This is a genomic window from Kribbella aluminosa (genome assembly GCF_017876295.1).
Classification (GTDB): domain Bacteria; phylum Actinomycetota; class Actinomycetes; order Propionibacteriales; family Kribbellaceae; genus Kribbella; species Kribbella aluminosa.
Window position 1 is genome coordinate 317,583 of record NZ_JAGINT010000001.1, and the last position, 21,721, is coordinate 339,303.

Genomic DNA, 21,721 nt, shown 5'->3' on the forward strand with positions numbered 1-21,721 from the left:
CATGAGCGGTGATCCGAGTGGCTCTCGGCCATCGTGGCACGTTGGTGCGAGGTGCACTGGCCGCGGTGCTGGCAAGGGAGAACGACCTGGACGTGGTGGCTGACGTGGACCGCTCCGAGGACGTGCTCCAGGTGGCGGGCCGGCGTCCGGACGTGTTCCTGCTCGACCCGCAACTGCCCGGCCGGATCCGGATCGAGGAGCTCTGCCGCAAACTCGCCGGCCGTGGCGTGCTGGTGCTGATCGACCACGAGGCGATCCCCGCGACAAGCCTCGCGCTGGTCAAGCAGGCGCCGCGGATCGGGCTGATCGCGACGGATGCCACCACCGACCAGCTGGTCCAGGCGGTCCGCGACGTGGCGAAGGGGCTGCCGGTGGTCGACGTACGGCTGGCTGTGGCCGCTCTGAAGGCCGGGGACAACCCGCTGACGGACCGTGAGTGCGAGGTGCTGCGTCAGGTCACCACCGGAGCGACCGCCCAGGAGGTGGCCCGCACACTCAGCCTCAGCGCCGGCACGGTCCGCAACTACCTGTCCCGGATCCTCACGAAGACAGGTTCGCGAAGCCGCATCGAGGCGATCCGGAAGGCTTACGAGGCCGGCTGGATCTGAGTGCTCGGACTCCAGTTGCCGTGCAGGTCGCGGTACATCCGGGACGTGCGCATCAGCGTCGCGTGGGTACCGAGCGCGGCCTGGTTGCCGTCCAGGACCAGGATGCGGCGGGCGCGCAGCGCGGAGCTGATCCGGTGCGCGATCACGATCAGCGTGCCGGGGCGCTTCGCGAACGCCTCCTCGGCCCGCCGTTCCGCCTCGGGGTCCAGGAAGCAGGTCGCCTCGTCGAGTACGACGAGCGGCGCCGGTGAGAGGTACGCGCGGACCAGCGCGAGCAGCTGCTTCTCGCCGGCGGACAGCTCGCCCGGCTTCACCTCGCCCCGCAGCCCGCCGATCCGCTCGACGAGCTGGTCGGCGCCGACGGTCTTCGCGGCCAGCTCCAGCTGATGCTCTGTTGCGTCTGGCAACAAATAGGCGAGGTTGTCGTGCACTGTGCCGCTGAACACGTACGCCTCCTGCGGAATCAGCACCCGGGCCTGCGCGAGCCGGTCGGTGGTCACCTCGGTCGGCACCGCGCCGCCGAGCAGCACCTGGCCGCCGGTCGGCGCGAGCATCCCGCAGACCAGCCCGGCGAGCGTCGACTTCCCGATACCGCTCGGCCCGACGACGGCCAGGTGCTCGCCCTCGGCGATCGTCAGCTCGAGCTTGTCGAGCACCGGCTCCGCCTTCGGCCCGTACGCGAACGTCAGCCCGCGCAGCCGAACCTGGTATCCGGTGAGGCCGTCGACCGGCCGCGCGCGTTCCGTCGGGGTCGAGGTGTCGAGGATCCGGCCGAGCGTGATCACGTACCGCAGACCGCTGTCGCCTAGCGCGTTCAGCACCGTGTTCAACGCCGGCTGCAGTCCGATCAGTACGTAGGTCAGCCCGCCGAGCAGCGTGCCCGTACTCACACCATGCCCGACCAGCCACGGCCCGGTCGCGAGCAGGATCAGCAACGGCAGCCAGCCTCCGACCGCGAAGCACAAAGTACGCAACGCCGACACCTTCGCCAGCGCCCGCTCGGCCGCCGCGTGTGCCTGGATCGGCTGCTCTGCAAGCCATTCGGCGTACTCCTCGGTCCCGGTCGCGGTGATGTCCCGCACCCCGGCGAACACCATCCCCGCCGACGCCGCCAGCGCCTCGTCCGCGGCCAGCGACGCCCGCACCCGATCCGCCGCCATCCCGAGCACCGCCAACGACAACGCGAACCCGAGCAGGAACGGCGGTACGACGAACGCCGCGACGACCGGCGCCAGCGACAACAACCCCGTGAGTACGCCGAACAACGTCACCGCGAAGCTCCGCAGTACAAGGACCAGTCCCGCGAAGGTGTCACGGACGATCTCGACCTGTCGGTTCAGCCGCACCACGGCCCCGTCGTCACCGGTCCGCAGCGCGCCGCCGACAACTCGCCGTACCAGATCGTCGCGCAACGGCTCGACCAGATCCCCGAGCCGCCCGTACACCTGCCGCGCGCCGGCCGCACCGAGCCCGGCCGTCACCACCAGGCCGCCCAGCCACGCGATCCCCTGCCAGGCATGCCCGCCGAGAAAGCTGTCCGTCGCCCGCGCAACCGCGATCCCGTACACCGCCGTCGGCAGAATCTCCGGAACCGACCACCCGATCAACCCGAGCGTGGCCTTCTTCCGCAGGGCACCTGCGCCGTACGACAGCTCCCGCTTCATCCGAACACAGCTCGGTACGACGTGTTGTGCCAGAGGTCGGCGTGCGGGGCCAGGGCGAGGACGCGGCCGTGGTCCAGCCAGAGGACGAGGTCGGCGCGGGCGGCGGTGGCGGGACGGTGGGTGACGATCAGGCGCGTACGGTACCGGCGGTCCTCGGTGAGGGTGCGGGTGATCTGGCGTTCGGTCGCGGTGTCGAGGCTGGACGTCGCGTCGTCGAGGACGAGCAGCCGGCGGGCCGGCCAGGCGCGGGCGAGGCCCAGGCGCTGGCGTTCGCCGCCGGACATCGGTGCCTTGCGCAACGAGGTGAAGTAGCCGTTGGGCAGCCGGCTGACGAAGTCGTGGGCGTGGGTGGCGCGGGCCGCGGCCAGGGTGCGGACCGGGCTGACCGCGTGCGGGTCGATCGCCTCGCCGACGGTCCGGCCGATCAGCTGCGGACGCTCGAACGCACAGCCGACCGCGTGCCGCAGAACCCGTCGGCTGACGGCCTGCAGCGGTACGCCGTCCAGCGACACCTGTCCGGTCGACGGGTCCCGCAGCCGGGCAGCGACCGCCGCCAGGACGGACTTGCCGGCGCCGCTCGGGCCGACGACCGCGATCGTGACGCCGCCGGGCAGGTCGAGATTCACGTTGTCCAGCAGGACATTCCCGTTCGCGACGACGCTGACTCCGTCGAACGTCAGCTGCCCGGACCCGCGCGGCAGCGACAGCGTGCCGTGCGCGACCGGCTCGATCGCGATCACCTCGGCGGACCGCCGGACGCCTGCCTTCGCGCGGGCGAGCTCGCCGAGGACGCCGGTCAGGTTACCGAGGCCGGCGCCGAGGACGGCGTACTGCGAAGCGGCGAACAGCTCGCCCGCGGTGACGTTGCCGGCTACCAGTTGCAGACCGCCGACGGCCAGTACGGCGACCAGGACGAGTGGGCCGACGACCGCGGCCTGGGCTCCGGAGCGGGCCAGGATCCGCCAGGTGACGACACCGTGCCGGTGCAACTCGGGAAGCAGGCCGAGGACGCGGCGCTCCTCGCGTTCCGTCGTACCGGCGGACTGGATGGTGCGGATGCCGGTCAGCGACTCGGACAGCAGCGCCGCGATCCGGCCTTGGGTCTCCTGGTAGGCGAGGCTGACGTCGGCGGTGCGCTTCGCGAAGGTCCAGAGCACCAGGATCACCAGCAGTACGCCGCCGAAGAACGCGGCCGCGAGCCACGGGTCGATGACGGCCAGCAGGACCAGACTGCCGAGCGGGGGAGCGATCGCGGCGATCGCCGTCACCGCGGCCGGTCCGGCTTGTGCGGCGTCGGTGGCGTTCGCCGAGACGCGCGTGACCAGGTCGCCGGTCTCGAAGTCACGGGAGCCGTCCGGGCCGCCGCGGACGACGTGCCGGACCAGGCGGTTCCGCAGCCAGGCGGTCGTCTCCGCGACACAGGCGGCGCCCGCGAACGCGTCGACGATGCTGGCCGCGATCCCGAGCCCGATCAGCGAGGCCGCGACGATCAGCCAGCGGGCGTACCCGTCACCGGCCACGATCGAGTCGACCGAACGTCCGAGAATCGTCGGCAGCGCCAACGTCACACCACTGCCGATCAGCGCGTTCAGCCCGATCAACGGAAGCCAGCCGCGCCCGTGCTTGGTCACCTCGCCAAAGCTGGTCATCGGGAGCACCAGCCCGATGACCCGCCGCGACGGAGTCGCGGCATGTGCACAGTCATGCGTCGAGTCCCGTCTGGTCGGCGAGAAAGGCGAGGATGTCGGCGGCGAGGCTGATGCCGCCGGTGGTGTGGCCGGCATTCTGCTCGAAACGCAGCAGGATCGGACGCGGGCCGGCGGTCGCGTGCTGCAGCGCCGCCGTCATCTTCCTTGCGTGCAAGGGATCCACGCGGGTGTCGTTACCGAATGCGGTCAGCAGCACCGCCGGGTACTTCACGCCGTCGACGACGCGGTGGTACGGCGAATAGGCGAGCAGGTTCCGGAAGTCGCCGGCGTCCTGCACCGAGCCGTACTCCGACGTCCAGCGGTCGCCGAGCCCGGAGAGCTCGTAGCGGATCATGTCTGTCAACGGCGCCGAGCAGACCGCGGCCGCGAACAGCTCCGGCCGCTGGGTGAGCGCGGCGGCGGTGAGCAGGCCGCCGTTCGACTCGCCGCAGATCGCGAGCTGGTCCGCGGTGGTCCAACCGTCGGCGATCAACTGCTCCGCTGCGGCGATGAAGTCGTCGAAGACGCGCTGCTTGTCATGGCGGGTGCCGGCGGGGATGTTCGCGGTCACGAAACACCCGCCCGCCTCCACCCACGCCAGCGCGAACGCGGAGTACGTCGGCGTCAGCTCCTGCCCGAAACCGCCGTACCCGTAGAGGATGGTGGGTCCCGGCTTGCCGATCACGTTCAGCTCGACATTGTGTCTTTCGACAGGCGCGGACACCGGGTGCTCAGTCGGGTCGTAGCAGCGGACGATCGGCGGTGTCACGCTGTCCGTGTAGGTGTACCAGGCCCGGTTGCCGTCGGCGCTGAGCGATCCGACCGATCCGTACCCCGGGAGGCCGACAGTGCCTCGACCTTCGCCGGTCAGCCGGTCGTGCACGGTGATCTCGGTGGCCGTGCTCACCAGCACGACGTCGTCCAGGATCGCCAGGCCGGTCAGCGGCTGCTCCGGCTCGAGGTAGTCGTGCCAGACCGTCGGCGCGGCCGGGTCGCCGACGCAGATCCGCCCGGCCGTCACGACGTACAACCGGCCGTCCGGGCCTACGGACATGATCGTTGTGCCCGTGGTCGGGATGTGCTTCGGCGCCGGGTCGGCGGTGAGGTCCTGGAACCACAGGTCACTCGCCGTACAGATCGTCAGCCAGCGTCCGTCCGCGCTGAGCTCCAGCCCGTACGTCGCCTCGTCCGCGAGGACCGTGGTGTCGTCGAGGTTGCCCAGCGAGTGCCGTCGTACCTGACGGAAACGGACGTAGTAGAACGTGCGGTTGTCCGGGAGCCAGGCCACGGGGGAGTACCGGCAGCCGTCGATCGGGCCGTCGATCAGCTGGCCGCTGCCGACGTCGAGCACGGACAGCGTCGACTGCTCGGTGCCGCCGCGGGACAGCTGGAACGCGACCTTGCTGCCGTCCGGTGACGGCTGCCACGCGTCGAGCGTGGTCAGACCGCTCGGGTCCAGCTGCCGTACGTCGATCAGCGGCGTCTCGTCGGCGAACAGTACGGCGTGCCGCCCGGCCTCGCGGCGCAGGGTGAAGCAGCGGCCGCCGCGCCGGACCGGCGTGGACATGCTGCTGACGGCGGACAGCGCCCGGACACAGTTCTTCCAGCGGAACCTGGTGCTCAGCGAAGCGGCGTACGTCAGCCACAACTCGTCCTGGTCCCGCAGCCACGCCTCGGCAGCCGACGGGTCCTCGAGCCGGCGGTACGGATCCGCAACGGTAGTGCCGTGCACCTGCTCCTCGAGCGTCAGACGCTCGGCGCATGGATAAGTCTGCACGGAATCGATCACCTCACTTCTCCCCTCTCCCACCAACACAACGAGCCCACCGGCCCGGAGCTACCCGGAGACAGGTCGGCCCTGAGCGGGAATCCCCACCCAGGGCCTCACTAACCTGGCATAACAGGTGCCGTGTATCAGTGGCAGAGCAGAAGGCTCAGGTTGCTCGGGGTCTGCGAAGCGCAGCCCAGCACGGTCAGCGTGGAGCCGCCGTGGTGGTGGCCGTGGTGGCCGTAACCCGGGGTCTCGAGGCCCTGAAGGTCGAGAAGTGCCATGTTCTTACACCTCCTTCGGTGCAGTTCGTCGGGATGAGAACTCGGACCACTGGGGAGGTCCGAGGAACGGGAGGGACATCGGCGCATGGTCCGCATGGTCCGCATGGTCCGCATGGTGCAGCGCCGTACCCAAGGCCAGCAGTACGCCGGCCGATCCGGTCGCCAGGTCCATCGAGAGACGGAGCAGCTGGTTGCCTGGGTACGCGAGACCGCCCGCGAACGGCATCGCGTGCCAGCCGAGCCCGTGCACCAGGTCATGGACAGTGTCATTCAGAGGCGTATCACCGAGCGCAGCGGCCGTGAGGAGAACTCCGGCGCGACCCATGAACAGGCCGGGCTGGACGTAGTACGAACAGTGCGTGACCCGCTTGAGCTCGTCGAGGATCGTGCTGAGCTCGTCGGACGGACGGTGGCGCAGATATCTCTCCAGGACGAGCGCGATACCGGCCGAGCCTTCTTCGAGGTACGGCAGCGTCCGCCAGCCCTGGTTGACCTGACGCATGCCGTCCTCGGTGAGCACGGTCCGCTTCAGGTCCTGCCGGAGTGCGATCTCCGCGAGGTCGAGCAGACCGGTGTCCCCGAGCCGCTCGAACGCGTCGAGGAACAGCAGCGCCGGCCCGGACGCTCCGTACATCAGCCCGGCCCGCGCGTACTGCCCGCCGCTGATCTCCGGTACGTCGGCCTCGAGGCGATCCGCCACCAGGTCGAGGACCCGGACGGCCTGCGCGCGAAGTGCCGGCTCGGTGTCGAAGTGCAGCAGGTTCAGGCCGATCCCGGCGAGGCCGGAGTGCAGCCCGAGCTCGCGGGTGCTCCAGTCGTCGGCGAGGGTACGGTCGACCAGGTCCAGCGCGTCCTGGCGGTGCCCGAGCTCGTCGAGTACGTGCGCGACGCCGTGCAGCCCGTCGTACAGCCCCGGCCCGGCCGCGGTGTCGAAGGCCCGCTTCCGGAGCCATTCGTCGTACTCGGGGAAACGCCCGGCGCCGGTCTTCGCGAGCGCGTACAGCACACCGGCCGCACCCGTCGCCAGGTCGATCCCGCCGCCGTCGCGGAACTGCGCGATGTCGCCGGGGAACAACCGGTCGGTGCGCTCCGGTGTAGCACTCGCGACGATCGACCGGGCGAGCGCCGCGCGGACGTCGGTCCACTCGGCCTTGCCGGGCAGTGCCAGGTCTGAGAGGTCGTTGGTGGTGCCCGTCCCGACGATCGTACGGACGGCCCCGTCGAGCGTCGCGCGCGGCACCGGGAAGGTCTCCGCGATCATGTCCGCGAGCTGGAACGCCTTACCGGGATGGAGATTCAGCAGAATGGTCGCCTGCGGCGCGTAGACGCCGAGCGCGATACAGGCGAGCGCGTACCGGTCGACGTCGACGCCCTGCCGGTCCTGCGGTGCGGCGTACCCGGGGTGGGCCAGCGTCGACCGCGCCTTGTCCTCCGCCTTGGTCGCGACCTCGAAGTCGATCAGCGTGAGCTTGCCGTTCACGTCGAGCAACAGGTTGTCCGGGTGCAGGTCGCAGAACACCACGCCGCGCTCGTGCAGCTGCCCGACGGCCTCGCCGACCTTGGCGACCATCGCGGTCGCCCAGTCGGCGTACTCGGCCTTCTGAGTTTCGGTCGCGTCCGGGTGCGTGAGCGGATACCGGCGTACCAGCTCGCGTTGCAGCGACACCGAGTCGATGTGCTCCTGGACGAGGAAGTGGTGCTCGCCCAGCTGCAGGTAGTCGTGGGTCTTCGGCACCGCGTCGAGGCCCTCGAGCTGCTCGAGGATGTCGCGCTCGTGGGCGATCCGCGTCACGGCGTCCCGGCCGGCCAGGTCCAGCCCGGCGTACGGCCGGCCTTCCTTGAGTACGACGCGGGCGCCGGACTCGGTGTGGTGGCCGAGGTACACGCCGCCGCCGTTCGAGAACTGGATGACGCCGTCGATCGTGTACGCGAGGTCGTTGGTGGTGACCGCGTTGCGGGCGTCCAGGTGCGGCTGCAGGAAGTCCGGGAGCCGCATCCACGGCGGCGTGACGAAGGTCGGGCCGCGGTGGTCCGGGACGAGGTTGCCGTGCACGTCCTCGATCGCCAGCACGCGCTCGCCGGTCGGGGACAGGCAGTAGCGGCTGACGAAAGCGCCGTACCGGACGAACAGCGGTCCCTCGGCGTAGCGCAGATCGCTCAGGATATAAGGGCCTTCGACGCCTCGCAGTACGTCGTCGAGCTCCTTGAGGACCAGCTCGAGCTGCGCGTCGTCGGTCGGGTAGATGGTCACCAGCTTGCCGCTCGACCCGCGGGGAGCGGCCTTCGAGTTCGTCATCACCAGGACGGCCTCGTTGCGCAGGAACTTGAACGCGATGCCGCGCGGGACGCAGTACTCCCAGACCGCGGCGAGCGTTCGCTCGACGTCGTGCAAGCGCGCCGAGACGTGGATCTTCCAGCCCTGCGCGGGCAGCCGCAGGTCGTCGGGTGCGTAATGCATCCACTGCTCGCCCGGCACGTGCTGCCATCCGTCCGGGACCGGTCGCTGCGTGATCGCGAAGTCCGGATACGCGGCACCCCGGTTGGCCGGCGTCTCGTAGAAATGCCGATCCGCGAGGCAGTAGAACTCGTAACTCTCGTGCATGACTGTCCGACCCCCCTTTCGTGGTGCCCCACAAATCCTGAAGGTCTTTCAGTCCTTGGCGTAGTGCACTCTGTCATCACTCGCATGTGAAGAACGCATGCACTACGAGTGAGTAACTAAACACTCTTCGTTACAGTCTGCCCCCCTTGAGCGTGGAACCCGCCGTAACAACATGTCAATCCATCCCGAACCCATCACAACCCGTAACTTCCCCAGTCCCACGTCGTAGCTCGCGGTCGCCGGGCCTCGAGTCGTGGCGTTTGGCTGGAGCCCTCGACCGCGAGTCGTGGATCGGGGTCGCGGGCTACGGCGTGTCGCTCGCCGAATCCCACGACTCGACGAACAGATCGGTGCGCGGCGACAGGTAGAGCGCCAGCGGGACGCTGTACGTGCGGGCGCGGTCACGCTCAGGTGCACTAACCTGCCGCCGGACATGGCCTGTACGCCGGCACGCCGGCACGCCGGCACGCCCCGCGACATCCGGACCGCGCCATCCCACCCATACATCAGTCAGAAGATCCCCTTTGGGGTGTGTGCGCATCTCAGAGCTGTGAGGCCGAGATCCGGCTTTCCGGACGCGGGGCGCACTACAGGCGTCCCAGAATCTCCGCCCGGAGGGCCTCGAAACCCGCCATCTGCTTCTTGACGAAAATGACGCTGTTCTCGCCCTTCCCGATGCTGGCGCGTGTTCGTGCTTACACGGGGTAGGTGTGGACCTCGGTGGCTTTGAGGGTGGTGTGGAGGCGCTGGCCGGGGGTGAGGCGGAGGTCGGCCACTGCGGCGGGGGTGATGTCTGCGAGGAGATCGGCGGGGCCGGCGGGCGCGGCGTCCAGACGGATGCGGACCGTGTGTGCATGCTGTTCGATGCCGGTGACAACGGCCGGCCAGGTGTTGCGGGGGCTGCCGGCGGGTGCGGTCGGGTAGAGGCTCACCGCGGTCGGCGGGAAGGCCACGTGGACCGCTCCTGTTGCCGGCTCCGCGAGCGTGATGGAGCCGCCTTCGGCCAGCGTGACGGTGGTGCCGGCCGCGGTGCCCTGGTAGAGGTTGAGGCCTACGAGCTGGGCTACGTAGTCGGTGCGTGGACGGTGCGCAACCTCGGTGGGTTTGCCTTCCTGGACCAGCTGGCCGTTCTCGATGATGACCAGGCGGTCTGCGAGCACCATGGCGTCCAGGGGGTCGTGTGTGACCAGCAGGGTGCGGCCCTCGAAGCGGGAGAGGTGCTGGCCGAGCTCCGCGCGGACGTGCAGCGTCGTACTGGCGTCCAGTGCGGCCAGGGGCTCGTCGAGGAGTAGCACCTCCGGCTCTGTGGCCAGGGCTCGTGCCAGCGCTACCCGTTGGGCCTGACCGCCGGACAGCGCGCGGGGGCGGGTACGGGCGTACTCCGACAGGCCGACGATCTCCAGCCACCGGGCAGCCTCCGTACGGGCAGTCTGCTTCTCCACGCCGCGGGCACGGAGACCGAACGCGACGTTCTCCAAGGAACTCAGGTGGTTGAACAGCAGGTAGTCCTGGAACACCACGCCGATCGGCCGACGGTCCGGCGTACGGAAGGTACGCGGCGGCGCGTCCCACACATCGGAGTCCAGTGCGATGCGTCCACCGTCCAGTGCGAGTAGCCCGGAGATCGCACGCAGAGCGGTGGTCTTGCCGGCGCCGTTCGGTCCAAGAAGCGCGACAACCTCACCCGGCTCGACAACCAGGTCCAGGGCGAGGCCAAAGGCGCCGCGGCGTACTCGCAGGTCGGCGTGCAGGGTCATCGCAGCCCACTGATCCAGCGCTCGCGCAGCGACGCCAGTACGACGACCGAGACGAGCAGGAGGACCAGACTGAGTACGACGGCGATGTCGGGGTCGGTCTCCAACGCCAGGTAGACGGCGAGCGGCATGGTCGTCGTACGCCCCGGGAAGTTGCCCGCGAACGTAATAGTGGCGCCGAACTCGCCCAGCGCCCGCGCCCAGCACAACACCATGCCGGCAACCACACCCGGCGCGATCGACGGCAGCGTCACGCGCCGGAACGTCGTCCAGCGGCCCGCCCCGAGTGTCGCGGCCGCCTCCTCGTACCGCGGGTCCGCTGCGCGCAGGGCACCCTCCACCGAGATCACCAGGAACGGCATGGCCACGAACGCCTCAGCGACGACCACACCGGCCGTTGTGAACGGCAAGGAGATCCCGAACCAGGAGTCGAGGTACTGACCAACCAGCCCACGTCGCCCGAGCACCAGCAGCAGAGCAACACCGCCGACGACCGGCGGTAGAACCAGGGGCACTGTTACGAAGGCCCTGATGACACTGCGCCCCGGCAGGCCGCCTCTGGCGAGCAGCCACGCCAGCGGGACGCCCAGCAGTACACACAATGCAGTTGCGGAGGTAGCGCAGACCAGTGACAGCCGCAGCGCTTGCCAGACGTCAGCGCTGAACAGCCGCGCCGGGAGCGTCGACCAGGGAGCCTGCGTGAGCAGACCGATCAGCGGGACGAGAAGGAACGCCAGTCCGAGCAATGCAGGTAGCAGGAGTGCGAGGGGCAGTCGCCCTGTCGTACTCCTGCCACGGCGGCTCACGGTGCGTCGAAGCCCGCGGCGGTCAGGACCGCCTTGCCCTTGTCCGACAGCACGTAGTCGACGAACGCCTTCGCACCGTCGGGGTTCGGTGCCTTGGTCAGCGTGGCGATCGGATACTCGTTGACCGCCTTGCTCGCCTCCGGGAACTCGATGCCCTCGACCTTGTCCTTGGCCGACAGTACGTCGGTCTTGTAGACCAGGGCCGCGTCGACCTCGTCGAGGCTGACCTTGGTGAGTGCCGCCTTCACGTCCTTCTCCAGGGTGTCCGGCTGGGCGGTGAGCCCGGCGGCCTTGAACACCTTCTGCGCGGCCGCACCGCACGGCACCTCAGGGGCGCACAGGGCGATCTTCTTGCTCTTGTCGGTGAAGTCCTTCAGGCCGGTGATGTGGCCCGGGTTGCCCTTCGGTACGGCGATCTCCAGGGTGTTCTTCACGAACGTGGTCGGCGTGTTCCTGTCCGTCACCTGGTCCATGTTCTTCGGCGCGGCGGAGGCGAACACGTCGGCCGGCGCGCCCTTGTTGATCTGCTGCGCGAGCGCCGAGCTGGCGTCGAAGCTGAAGGTCACCTTCACGCCGGGGTGCGCGGCCTCGAAGTCCTTGCCCAACTGGGTGAACGTCCCGGTCAGCGACGCGGCGGCGAACACGTTGATCTCACCGGACAACGACGGCGTACCGGAGGCCGAGGGCGACGTGGACGAGGCCGGAGTGTTGCTCCCGCACCCGGCGAGGGCGAAGGCGGCGACAGCAGCCAGGGCGGCGAACGCGGTACGGCGGAACATCAGGCCTCCGGGATCTCGACGACGACATGGGTGGACTTGATCGAGGCGACCGCGATCACGCCGGGCTCCAGTCCGAGCTCGTCGGCGGCCTCGCGGCTCATCAGCGACACGACCCGGAACGGCCCGGCCTGCAGCTCGACCTGCGCCATCACACCGTCCTTGAGCACCCGGGTGACGATCCCGCGCATCCGGTTCCGCGCCGAGGCGGCGGTGGTGTTCCCGGGCTCCGGGGAGTCCGCCAGCTCCTGGGCGAACACGGCGAGCGCTTGCCCGGCGATCGCCATCCGGCCGTTCTCCTGCTGCGACGGCAGCCGGCCCTGATCGATCCAGCGGCGCACCGTGTCGTCACTGACGCCCAGGAGCGCGGCCGCCTCACTTACCCGCAAACTCGGCACGGTAGACAGCATACTTCCGCGGATACGGATTGATGCCAGCTTTTCCACAGTCACGGATCGGTGACGGAAAGTGGGGGTGAATCCTCGTAAGTTAAAGGGCATGAGGACAACGGCGATGCGAGACCACCTGGACGGGCCGCACAAGGCGGCGCGGGACGCCGTGCGGGCCGCCTTGGCCGCGCACGCCGAGATGAAGGACCTGGCGGTGCAGTTGCCGCCGGACGAGTACCGGGACAAGGTTCTCGAGCTGTTGCTGGAGTCGGCCGCGGCCGGGCTGCCCGCGCGCGGATACCCGAAGGAGTACGGCGGGGCGGCGGACCTCGGCGGCTTCATCGCGGCCTTCGAGACACTGGCCTTCGGCGACCTGTCGCTGATGGTCAAGGCCGGTGTGCAGTTCGGGCTGTTCGCCGGCGCGATCCTGCACCTCGGCACCGAGCGGCACCACGAGCGGTATCTGGCGGACGCGATCAGCGGGCGGCTGCTCGGCTGCTTCGCGATGACCGAGACCGGCCACGGGTCGAATGTCCAGGCTCTCGGCACGACGGCGACGTACGACGGGGTGACGGGAGAGTTCGTCGTGCACACGCCGACCGGTGCGGCGCGCAAGGACTACATCGGGAACGCGGCCCGGCACGGGCGGATGGCGGCCGTGTTCGCGCAGCTCGTGGTCGGCGGCGAGAGCCATGGGGTGCACTGCCTGCTGGTCCCGATCCGGGACGCCGACGGCGCGGTGCTGCCCGGCGTGACGCTGTCGGACTGCGGACCGAAGCTCGGGCTGAACGGTGTGGACAACGGGCGGATCGTCTTCGACCACGTCCGGGTGCCGCGGGACGCGCTGCTGGACAGGTATGCCCAGGTCGATGCTGACGGCAACTACAGCAGCCCGATCGAGAACCCGGACCGACGGTTCTTCACGATGCTCGGGACGCTCGTGCAGGGCCGGGTGTCGGTCGGTGGCGCGGCGATCAACGCGAGCAAGGTGGCGCTCACGATCGCGATCCGGTACGGCGCACAACGCCGGCAGTTCGGGGCGCCGGGGAGCAGCGAGGAGACCGTGCTGCTCGACTACCGGATGCACCAGCGCCGACTGTTGCCGCTGCTCGCCCGGACGTACGCGCTGCACTTCGCGCAGGCCGAGCTGGTCGAGGAGTTCGCCCGGGTGTTCACCGACGATCGCGGAGAGCACGACAGGCGGGCGCTGGAGGCTCAGGCGGCCGGGACGAAGGCACTCGGCACCTGGCACGCGACCGAGACGATCCAGCTCTGCCGGGAGGCCTGCGGCGGAGCGGGCTACCTCTCGGAGAACCGGCTGGCCACGCTGAAGGCGGACACCGACGTCTTCACCACCTTCGAGGGCGACAACACCGTCCTGCTGCAACTGGTGGCGAAGGGCCTGCTGACCGACTACCGGCGGTCGTTCGGCGAGCTGGACCCGTTGGGTACGGCGCGGTTCGTGGCGGCGCAGGCGGTGGAGATCGCGGTCGAGAAGGCGGCGCTCCGCCCGTTGATCGAGCGGCTCCGGGACGTCGTACCGAACCGGAGCGACGCCGGGGATCCGGACGCCGGGCTGCGGGACGACGCCTACCACTCGGGACTGCTCCGCTATCGCGAGGAGCACATGCTGTCCGGGGTGGCGCGGCGGCTGAAGGCCGGGGTCGACGCCGGGGACGATGCGTTCGACGTGTTCAACCGGTGCCAGGACCACGTGATCGCGGCCGGCCGGGCGCATGTGGACCGGGTGGTGCTGGAGGCGTTCCAGTCCGCCGTGCAGAACGCGCCGGACGAGATCCGGCCGGCGCTGCAGGACCTGTACGACCTGCATGCCCTGGTGACGATCGAGTCGGAGCGCGCCTGGTACCTCGAACACGGCCGGCTCTCACCGGGCCGCTCGAAGGCGATCACCGCCCTGGTCAACGAGCTGTGCGCGGTAATCCGCCCGGTCGCGGTCGACCTGGTCGACGCGTTCGGCGTACCGGGCGCGGCGGTGGATGTGCCCATCGTTGTACCGTCACTGCATGAGTGAGTCGATCGAACCCGCGTCGGCTGCCGAGGCCGCCCGTGAACTCGCCCGGGTGTTGCTGGAGCAGGCGGATGCTCTGGACCTGCACGACCTGCGGGCGACCGCCGCGATCGAGAGCGTCCGGGTGCAGGCCCGGGCGCTGGCGGACGCCGTACACGAACGCGGATGGGGCGACATCTTCCTCGGGATCGACTCGTACGACCGCGACGAGCTGGACGACCTGCCCCTCGGCCCCGACGACTTCGACGATCCCGCCGACTACCGGGAGATCGTCGAGGGCAACGCACTGGACGACCTGGACGATCTCGAGGAGCCGCTGCTACCGGAGAACGGCCTGCGGCTCAGCTACCAGGCGCGCTACGACTACGTGGTGACCGACCCGGACGCCTTCGTGCGGTACGTGCGCAGCCGGGCGGAGGACGCCCCGGACGACGCGCTGACCGACGACGCCGTCGACGACATCGAGGACGCCCAGTCGGCGTTCGAGCTGCTCTGCTACCTGGACGGCATGGGCTCGAAGGCGTACGAGTCGTTCGGCCTGATCCCGGGCGGCGGCGAGGAGTCCCACAAGATCGTCCAGTTCTCCCTCTGGGACCTGGACCCGACCCGGCGCGACGACACCTACCCGTACTGAAACCTGCCCGAACCGGAACCTGCCCGAACCGGAAAACCGCCCGCTGTGCTGGTCCCCAGCAGCACCAGTACAGCGGACGGTCTCCAGAAAGAAACGCCGACCGCGTCGGGTGTTGGTCGCCACCTCACTGGCGACCAACACCCCACCGACACGGTCGGCGTCCTGCTGTTGCCCCGAGAGGGCAGTGGCCCGAAGGAGGGCGGGCCCGAGACCCATTCCGCGGCCGGCAGGGGAGGTACAGTCCGGTCGCGGACGGGAGTGCATCGGAACCACCTGGACCCAGTACCGGCGACCCGTCCGTCGCCGACATGAGAAAACTGTCATGCGGCCCGGGGTACCGGGAATCCTCCGGTTCAAACATTTGCATTGCCTTTGAAGTAAGCAACGCTCAGTAAAACTTCCTTCACTTTCCGTAGATATGTTGCCTGCTGCAACAACAATGCTCTGGGCAAGTGGTCAGACTTTCAGCAGCTCGACGACCGCCTGCACCCGCCGGGGGGCGTCGTCGCCGGTCAGGCGAGTTCGAGCTCGGTCGCCGGGCGGGCCGGGACCTCGCCGTACGTCGTGGTGCGCTGCCGCGCCGGGCGGCCGGCGGCGTCCGCCATCGCGGTGAGTTCGGCGATCGACTTGCGGCTGCCGTGCTTGGAGCCGGCCATCCGGCTGATGGTCTCCTCCATCAGCGTGCCGCCGATATCGTTCACGCCGCCGTTCAGGACCGCGACGCAGCCGTCGACGCCGAGCTTCACCCAGGAGCACTGGATGTTGTCGATCCGGCCGTGCAGCATGATCCGCGCCATCGCGTGCACTGCCCGGTTCTCGTCGTACGTCGGGCCGGGGCGGGCGATGCCGGCCAGGTAGATCGGCGAGTTCTGGTGGATGAACGGCAGCAGCACGAACTCGGTGAAGCCGCCGGTCTGGTCCTGCACCGCCGCGATCGTGCGCAGGTGCTGCACCCAGTGGTGCGGGGCGTCCACGTGGCCGTACATCATCGTCGAGCTGGACGGCAGGCCGACGCGGTGCGCGGTACTGATCACCTCGATCCAGCTTGCCGTCGGCAACTTTCCCTTGGTGAGGATCCAGCGGACGTCGTCGTCGAGGATCTCGGCCGCGGTACCCGGGATGCTGTCCAGGCCGGCCTCCTTCACCGAGATCAGGAACTCCTCGATGGACAGGCCGGTACGGACCGAGCCGTTGATGATCTCCATCGGCGAGTAGGCGTGCACGTGCATGTCCGGGACCCGGTCCTTCACCGCGCGGACCAGGTCGGCGTACGCCGTACCGGGGAGGTCGGGGTGGATACCGCCCTGCATGCAGACCTCGGTCGCGCCGATCACCCAGGCTTCCTCGGCGCGCTGCCCGACCTCGTCCATCGAGAGCGAGTAGGCGTCGGCGTCCGTACGCCGCTGCGCGAACGCGCAGAACCGGCAGCCGGTGTAGCAGACGTTGGTGAAGTTGATGTTCCGGTTCACCACATACGTGACGTCGTCCCCGACCGTCGCCTTCCGCAACCCGTCGGCAATCCGCGCCAACTCGTCCAGCGCAGCCCCGCTGACCGTCATCAGAGTCAACGCCTGCGCGTCCGAAAGCCCCGCCGGATCCCGCTCCGCCGCAGACAGCGCAGCCTTCACCTCAGCCGAGATCCGCTCCGGAGCGACCCCTCCCCCCAAGGAGGAGTGGGCGTCGCCCGCGGCAAGGGTCCCCCCGCCGGGAGCGGCTGCTGTCTCGGGGGAGGTGGCGGCGGCATTCGCTCCGAGGGAGGGGGCGCCGCCCGTAGCCTCCGTCCCCCCAGCAACTGCGGCTGCTTCGGTGGTGCGGCGGGCGGCTACGTCTTCTCGGAGGGCGTCCCAGTCGCCGTAGGCGGCGTCGAAGTCGGAGCGGGTTTCGGTCCGGCGGCCTTCGGTGTCGATGGCTGTGTGCAGGTCGGTGCGACCGACGCTGTCCCAGCCGCCGTCCGGCTCCTGCCACGGGAGGCCGACGGGCATGGCGGACTCGTCGGCCAGGCCGGTTTCCGGGTCGACGAGCGCCTCGACGTGGGCGATCAGCCGCGGGTCGAGCCACGGCTCGCGCAGGTACTCCGGGTGCGCGGTCAACCGCTCCCGCAACACGAACCCGGCGTCGGCGGTCACCTTCGCCAGGTCGTCGATCTGCGGCCACGGCCGCTCCGGATTCACGTGATCGGGCGTCAACGGCGACACCCCACCGAAGTCGTCGACGCCGGCATCCAGCAACAGCCGGCACTCACCCAGATCGACGAGGTTCGGCGGCGCCTGCACCCGCACCCGCGACCCGAGCACGATCCGCGTCGTGGCGATCGCCGCCAGCCACTCGTCCAGCGGTACGTCGGCGTCGTTGCGCATCGCGGTGTCCGGCTTCACCCGGAATCCCTGGATGATGATCTCCTGCAACCCGTTGTACTGCCGCGCGATCTTCCGCAGCGCGAAAATCGATTCCGCACGTTCCGAAAGCGTTTCCCCGATCCCGATCAGCAGCCCGCTGGTGAACGGCACGTTCGACCGCCCGGCGTCCTCCAGCACCCGCAGCCGGACCGCCGGGTCCTTGTCCGGCGACCCGAAGTGCGGCTGGCCCTTCTCCTCGAACAACCGCCGCGACGTGGTCTCGAGCATCATCCCCATGCTCGGCGCGACCGGCTTCAACCGCTGCAGGTCCTGCCACGACATCACGCCCGGGTTCAGGTGCGGCAGCAACCCGGTCTCCTCGAGCACCCGGATCGCCATCGCCCGTACGTAGTCCAGCGTGCTGTCGTACCCGGCCTCCTCCAGCCACGTCCGCGCCGCGTCCCACCGCTGCTCCGGCGCGTCCCCGAGCGTGAACAGCGCCTCCTTGCAGCCCATCGCCGCACCCTGCCGCGCGATCTCCAGCACCTCGTCCGGCGACAGGTACGGCGCGTGCACCCGGCCCGGCGTGGTGGCGAACGTGCAGTAGTGGCAGCGGTCCCGGCACAGCCGCGTCAGCGGGACGAAGACCTTCTTCGAGTACGTGATCACGCCCGGCCGGCCGGCGTCGGCCAGGCCCTGGTCGCGGACCCGGGCCGCGGTCGCCATCAGCGCGGTCAGCGCGTCGCCGCTCGCGCCGAGCAGCACCTCCACCTCCGCCGGGTCGAGGGTCTTGCCGTCGTCCGCGCGCTTCAGGGCGCGTCGCATCGCAGTCGTCAGTTCAGTGGCCACGGAATCCGAGCCTAAGTTGCGGAAAACGGTTGATCCCGCGATTCCGGGCACCAAAATCAATCCGTACGGACGTCCTGATAGTTTGCTGTTCGTGCAGGTCAGACAGGGTGCCGACGGCCGCCGCAGGCGCGGTGAGCAGCGCCGGAGCGAGCTGCTGACAGCAACCCTGTCCGTGATAGAACGCGACGGAGTCGCAGGTGTGAGTCATCGCGCGGTGGCCGCCGAGGCCGATGTCTCGCTCGCCTCGATCACCTACCACTTCCCGACCCTGGACGCCCTGCTGGTCGCGGCGCTGCAGTCGGCCGCGGAGGATCTCGCCGTCGAACTGGACGGCCGGGGGAGCGAGCTGGGAGCCCGCCCGGCCGACGAGCTGGCCCGGCTGATCGAGCACAGCGTCGTACGGCGGCGTGGCCGGACGCTGGCGCTCTACGAGCTGTACCTGTACGCGGCGCGGCGGCCCGAGCTGCGGGAGTCGGCGCGCGCGTGGCTGGAACCGTTGACCGAGATCGCGCGGACGTTCACGGCCGATCCGGAGAAGGCCCGCCTGCTGGTCGCGGCACTGGACGGCCTGCTGATGCAGGCGCTGATCGGCGCGCGGAAGGTCGACCGGCGAGAGCTCGCGGCCCTGCTCGAGGTGCTGAGGTAGCGCGGGAGCTACCCGCGGCCGGGTGCGCAGGCCAGCGTACGGCGCGGCTCCGGGCGGTTGGCTGGACGAATGCTGAGGTTGTCTGTCGGAGCGCTACGCACCAGGTGGCAGCTGTTCGCGGGTGCGGTGGTGGCCGTTGCGCTCGGGGTCGGCCTGGTGCAGTCGGATCTGCAGTTGCTCGCGGCCACCGATCACCCGGTACTTCCGGCCGCGCTGTCGGCGTACCAGCGGGCACAGGTCCGCGAGGGGTACGTCGGCGCCGCGACACTGCTCGGAATGTCGGTCATGCTCGCCGTTTTCCTGAGTGTGTTCATCGTCAGTACGACGTTCGGGTTCATGACCGTGCAGCGGCGGCGTGAGTTCGGGCTGCTCCGGCTGGTCGGGGCGCAGCGCGGCTACCTGTGCGTGATGGTGGTGGTCGAGGCCGCGCTGCTCGGGGCGGTCGGCAGCGTGCTCGGCGTACCGCTCGGAGCGCTGGCGACCTGGGCACAGTCGTGGCTGCTGGTCGAGCTGGGGATGCTGCCGTCCTGGTTCGACGCGCCGTGGGACCAGGGTGCGGTGTGGGCCGCGATGATCGTCGGCATCTGTACGGCGTTGGCCGGCGTACTCGCCGCCGCCTGGCGGGCGTCGCGGATCAGACCGCTGGAGGCCGTCGTCGAGGGACGGTCGGCGCTCCGGGTGATGACGGGATGGCGGTGGTTCTGGGGCCTGTCGGCCGCGTTCTGCACGATACTGCTGGTGATCGTGGCGCAGGCGGCGCGGGATCTGGTCGCCGGGTTGTTGATCGGGCTGGTCGTGATGATCAGCGGGTCCGTCGCGTTGAGCCAGCTGAGCCCGGTCGTCGTACCGCTGATCGGCCGGCTCCCCGCGGTCGTTGTCCGCGGCAACTTGATCGCCGACCTCGCGCGGGCCGGCGTCCTGCACGCGGTACGCCGGAGTGCGGCGACCGCGGCGCCGTTGATCGTGCTGGTCGGCCTGGTGGTCGGGATGTGGGGCACGTTCGGGTCGCTGGCGAAGGCGGTCGGCGTCGAGCAGCAACGGCTGATCACCGCCGACGTCGTCCTCGACCACCCGGTCGCTCCCGGTCCGGGGATCGCGGCCGCGTCGGTGCAGACCGCCGTACCGATCGTCGTGACGCGCGGACGGAAAACGGTGTACTCCGAGGCGATCGGGATCGATCCGGCGGCGTACCGGGCGACGCACAAGCTGCGCCCGCGCAAGGGTTCGCTGGATCGACTGACCGGGAACACGATTGCGATCGGGCCGGGAATGGCGGTCGAGGGGTACAAGCTCGGGTCCACGCTCAAGGTTGCGCTCGGCAACAAATGGACGACCGTCCGGGTGGTGGCGATCATGCCGGAAACGCTTGACGTCAGCGAGAACTTCTTCATTCCGCGGACGCTGCTGCCGGCCGGTGGGCGGACCGAGACGCTGGTGAAGCTCGCACCCGGCGGGACGTTGGACGGTCAGCCCGTGAAGAAGTGGGCGGCCGCCCGCGGGGAGGCGCAGCAGCGCAGCAACGCCGACCTCTTCGCCGCGTTGATGGGCCTGGCCGGGATCTTCACGGCGGTGGCGGTCGTCAACGCGGTCGTGATGTCGACGGCCGACCGGCGGCAGGAGTTCACCCTGTCGAGGTTGGCCGGGTTGACCCGCGGGCAGGTTGTCGCGGTCGCGGTCGTCGAATCGGCAACCGTTGTCGTGGTCGGCGTACTGCTCGGATCCTTGGTGGCGGCGGCCGCGCTGGCGGGTATCGCGGCCGGGCCTTACGGCCTTGCTGCGTTGGCGATTCCGTGGCGGCTGCTCGGGCTGATCTTCGGCGCGGCGCTGGTCGTGGTCGGCGGCACCGCGGCGCTCACCGCTTCGCGCGCCACGTCTGGCCGGCTCGGCACATACCGAGGACGATGACGTGGTGGAACGGCCGGACCAGGTTGTAGTACAACCGCCCGGCGGGGCGCAGGAACTTCACCAGCGTGACGACCTTGAAGGTCGCGGGCCGCTCGTCGTCGGTGATGATCGCGAGGTACCCGATCAGGTGGTTGTCCGTCACCCTGAGCAGCAGATAGTGGTCCTCCTCGCCACGCATCACGGTGAAGAACGCGTCCTTCTCGCCGGGCGTGAAACTCACCGTTTCCGGCCGCAGCCGGCGCGATTCCGGTACGCCGGTGGTTTCCAGCCGGAGTACGGCGGCGACGGCCATCCGGGCGGCGAACAATCCCTTGACCCACAAGGGACTGTAGCCCAGCGCGCCCGCGGTGAACTCCCGCAGCGTGACGTCGCCGCGCGCCGTCTTCACGTCGATCTCGTCCACGACCGGCATCAGGTCGTCGAGCTCGTGCAGAGTGGTGGGCATCGCCCCTCCATCAGTCGATGAGACGCAGGACCAGGTCGTAGATCTCCCGCACGTCTCGCTTGCCGATCGGCGGCACGACCTGCTCGGCGCCGATCAGGATCAGGTACAGCAGTTGCGCGAACCGGTCCGGATCCACCTGCGCCTGCAGCCCGCGACACAACTTCTTCAGGTACGCCGTCCGCGCCTTGTCCACCCGCTCCTGCGCGGCCCGCACGTCGGGATCCTGCAACGCCCACGCCCGCACGGCGATCTCCAACGCGGCACTGTCCGGATCGGCCAGCACCAGCCGCAGCAGATGCTTCAGCTTCGCGCCCGCGTCGTCCGTCCCCTCGACGGCGTCGATCAACCGCGTCGTGTACCGCAGCTCGAAGTACTCCAGCAAGGCCGTCTTGTACCCCGCAGCACCTTTGAAGTGGTGGTAGTACGACCCCTTGGTGACGCCCAACGCCCCAGTCAGCCGCTCGATCGTCACCACCGGCGCGCCCTCCGCAGCCAGCAACTCCAGTCCAGCGTCCAACCACTCCGTCCGGCTCACCAT

General features: G+C 69.6%; 17 protein-coding genes. 5 read left to right on the top strand and 12 right to left on the bottom strand.

Annotated elements, in window-relative coordinates; genetic code table 11:
• Nucleotides 1-44: 44 nt before the first annotated feature.
• Complete coding sequence (locus JOF29_RS01625) at nucleotides 45-608, top strand: response regulator transcription factor (protein ID WP_307863535.1); 564 nt, start codon at nucleotides 45-47, stop codon at nucleotides 606-608.
• Here the strand turns inward: JOF29_RS01625 and JOF29_RS01630 are convergent.
• From JOF29_RS01630 to JOF29_RS01670, 9 genes are all read right to left on the bottom strand, one after another.
• Entirely contained in the window at nucleotides 587-2,272 is a 1,686-nt protein-coding gene (locus JOF29_RS01630; RefSeq protein ID WP_209692457.1) for an ATP-binding cassette domain-containing protein, read from the bottom strand. The two genes, JOF29_RS01625 and JOF29_RS01630, sit on opposite strands and share 22 nt — an antisense overlap.
• Nucleotides 2,269-3,921 carry an ABC transporter ATP-binding protein gene (locus JOF29_RS01635; protein ID WP_209692458.1) on the bottom strand — a complete coding sequence of 551 codons (1,653 nt, stop codon included), beginning with the start codon at nucleotides 3,919-3,921 and terminating at the stop codon, nucleotides 2,269-2,271. The genes JOF29_RS01630 and JOF29_RS01635 overlap by 4 nt, the downstream gene beginning before the upstream one ends.
• Before the next feature lie 52 nt (nucleotides 3,922-3,973).
• Nucleotides 3,974-5,737: a prolyl oligopeptidase family serine peptidase gene (locus JOF29_RS01640; protein ID WP_307863099.1), complete on the bottom strand. Its 1,764-nt coding sequence runs from the start codon at nucleotides 5,735-5,737 to the stop codon at nucleotides 3,974-3,976.
• Nucleotides 5,738-5,874: 137 nt separating this feature from the next.
• Nucleotides 5,875-6,012, bottom strand: coding sequence for a SapB/AmfS family lanthipeptide (locus JOF29_RS01645; protein WP_184839847.1), 138 nt, complete (start codon nucleotides 6,010-6,012; stop codon nucleotides 5,875-5,877).
• Between the two features lie 4 nt (nucleotides 6,013-6,016).
• Nucleotides 6,017-8,614: a class III lanthionine synthetase LanKC gene (gene lanKC / locus JOF29_RS01650; protein ID WP_209692460.1), complete on the bottom strand. Its 2,598-nt coding sequence runs from the start codon at nucleotides 8,612-8,614 to the stop codon at nucleotides 6,017-6,019.
• A 695-nt stretch (nucleotides 8,615-9,309) separates the two neighbouring features.
• Complete coding sequence (locus tag JOF29_RS01655; RefSeq protein ID WP_209692461.1) at nucleotides 9,310-10,371, bottom strand: ABC transporter ATP-binding protein; 1,062 nt, start codon at nucleotides 10,369-10,371, stop codon at nucleotides 9,310-9,312.
• Entirely contained in the window at nucleotides 10,368-11,114 is a 747-nt protein-coding gene (gene modB, locus JOF29_RS01660) for a molybdate ABC transporter permease subunit (protein WP_245357401.1), read from the bottom strand. Before modB ends, JOF29_RS01655 begins: the two co-directional genes overlap by 4 nt.
• Nucleotides 11,115-11,170: 56 nt before the next feature.
• Nucleotides 11,171-11,953 (bottom strand): molybdate ABC transporter substrate-binding protein, encoded by a 783-nt coding sequence (gene modA, locus JOF29_RS01665; protein WP_209692463.1) that lies wholly within the window; start codon nucleotides 11,951-11,953, stop codon nucleotides 11,171-11,173.
• Complete coding sequence (locus JOF29_RS01670) at nucleotides 11,953-12,348, bottom strand: TOBE domain-containing protein (protein WP_209692464.1); 396 nt, start codon at nucleotides 12,346-12,348, stop codon at nucleotides 11,953-11,955. The genes modA and JOF29_RS01670 overlap by 1 nt, the downstream gene beginning before the upstream one ends.
• Before the next feature lie 100 nt (nucleotides 12,349-12,448).
• Here JOF29_RS01670 and JOF29_RS01675 point away from each other — a divergent pair, with 100 nt between their 5' ends.
• Both JOF29_RS01675 and JOF29_RS01680 read left to right on the top strand, forming a co-directional pair.
• On the top strand, nucleotides 12,449-14,371 hold the full coding sequence (locus JOF29_RS01675; RefSeq protein WP_209692465.1) for an acyl-CoA dehydrogenase family protein: 1,923 nt from the start codon (nucleotides 12,449-12,451) through the stop codon (nucleotides 14,369-14,371).
• On the top strand, nucleotides 14,364-15,002 hold the full coding sequence (locus JOF29_RS01680) for a hypothetical protein (protein ID WP_209692466.1): 639 nt from the start codon (nucleotides 14,364-14,366) through the stop codon (nucleotides 15,000-15,002). The genes JOF29_RS01675 and JOF29_RS01680 overlap by 8 nt, the downstream gene beginning before the upstream one ends.
• Nucleotides 15,003-15,514: 512 nt before the next feature.
• Here JOF29_RS01680 and JOF29_RS01685 read toward each other — a convergent pair.
• A complete protein-coding gene (locus JOF29_RS01685; RefSeq protein ID WP_245357759.1) occupies nucleotides 15,515-18,163 on the bottom strand; it encodes a bifunctional FO biosynthesis protein CofGH in 2,649 nt (882 codons plus the stop codon).
• 115 nt (nucleotides 18,164-18,278) lie between these two features.
• On the opposite strand from JOF29_RS01685, the gene JOF29_RS01690 reads away from it, so the two are divergent.
• On the top strand, nucleotides 18,279-18,833 hold the full coding sequence (locus JOF29_RS01690; protein ID WP_307863100.1) for a TetR/AcrR family transcriptional regulator: 555 nt from the start codon (nucleotides 18,279-18,281) through the stop codon (nucleotides 18,831-18,833).
• Nucleotides 18,834-18,902: 69 nt separating this feature from the next.
• Nucleotides 18,903-20,738 (top strand): ABC transporter permease, encoded by a 1,836-nt coding sequence (locus JOF29_RS01695; RefSeq protein WP_245357403.1) that lies wholly within the window; start codon nucleotides 18,903-18,905, stop codon nucleotides 20,736-20,738.
• Here the strand turns inward: JOF29_RS01695 and JOF29_RS01700 are convergent.
• Both JOF29_RS01700 and JOF29_RS01705 read right to left on the bottom strand, forming a co-directional pair.
• Nucleotides 20,686-21,183 (bottom strand): DUF2867 domain-containing protein, encoded by a 498-nt coding sequence (locus JOF29_RS01700; protein ID WP_209692469.1) that lies wholly within the window; start codon nucleotides 21,181-21,183, stop codon nucleotides 20,686-20,688. The two genes, JOF29_RS01695 and JOF29_RS01700, sit on opposite strands and share 53 nt — an antisense overlap.
• A gap of 10 nt (nucleotides 21,184-21,193) precedes the next feature.
• On the bottom strand, nucleotides 21,194-21,721 hold the full coding sequence (locus tag JOF29_RS01705) for a TetR/AcrR family transcriptional regulator (protein ID WP_209692470.1): 528 nt from the start codon (nucleotides 21,719-21,721) through the stop codon (nucleotides 21,194-21,196).